Origin of the sequence: Achromobacter piechaudii NBRC 102461 (assembly GCF_001571245.1) — a bacterium.
Taxonomy (GTDB): Bacteria; Pseudomonadota; Gammaproteobacteria; order Burkholderiales; family Burkholderiaceae_B; genus Achromobacter; species Achromobacter piechaudii.
This window is the reverse complement of record NZ_BCTK01000003.1, coordinates 1-567: the sequence shown is the minus strand read 5'-3', so window position 1 is coordinate 567 and position 567 is coordinate 1. Positions and strand designations below refer to the sequence as shown.

1 pseudogene is annotated in these 567 nt (G+C 66.8%); it reads left to right on the top strand.

From position 1 onward, the window contains the following. Positions 1 to 567, top strand: a pseudogene (locus tag API01S_RS06620) (adhesin); the annotation flags it as partial.

Here is a 567-nt window from a genome sequence, read left to right as displayed (position 1 = left end):
AGCGTGACGACGACGCAAGCCGTTGCCTCGGGCGCGGACGCATCGGCGGGTGGTTTCGGTGCATCGGCGACGGGCGCGGCATCCACGGTCTTGGGTAACCAAGCCAGCGATAACGGGGTCGATAACTCGACCTTGCTGGGCCAAGGCGCAACGATTACGGCAGGCCTGACGGGTTCGAACGTGGCCCTGGGCCAAGGCTCGACGGCAACGGTCGGCGCGCAGACCGGCTACGCGGCGATTGGTCTGAGCACCGCGCAAGATTCCAGCGGCGAAGTGTCGCTGGGCGCATCCGGTGCGGAACGTAAGATCACGAATCTTGCAGCAGGCAGCGCAGCGACCGATGCGGTCAACGTTGCGCAGCTGACAGGCGTGTCGGATGCGGCGACGGCAAGCGTCGGCGCATTGGGCGCCAGCGTGGCGACCAATATGGGAGGCGGTTCGGCGTTCGATCCGGTGACCGGCACCGTCACCGCGCCCAGCTTCGGCGTGCAAGGAAGTTCTTACGCGAACGTCGGCAGCGCCATCGGCGGCCTGGACTCGGCAGTGACCGGCCTTGCCAGCGGAAAA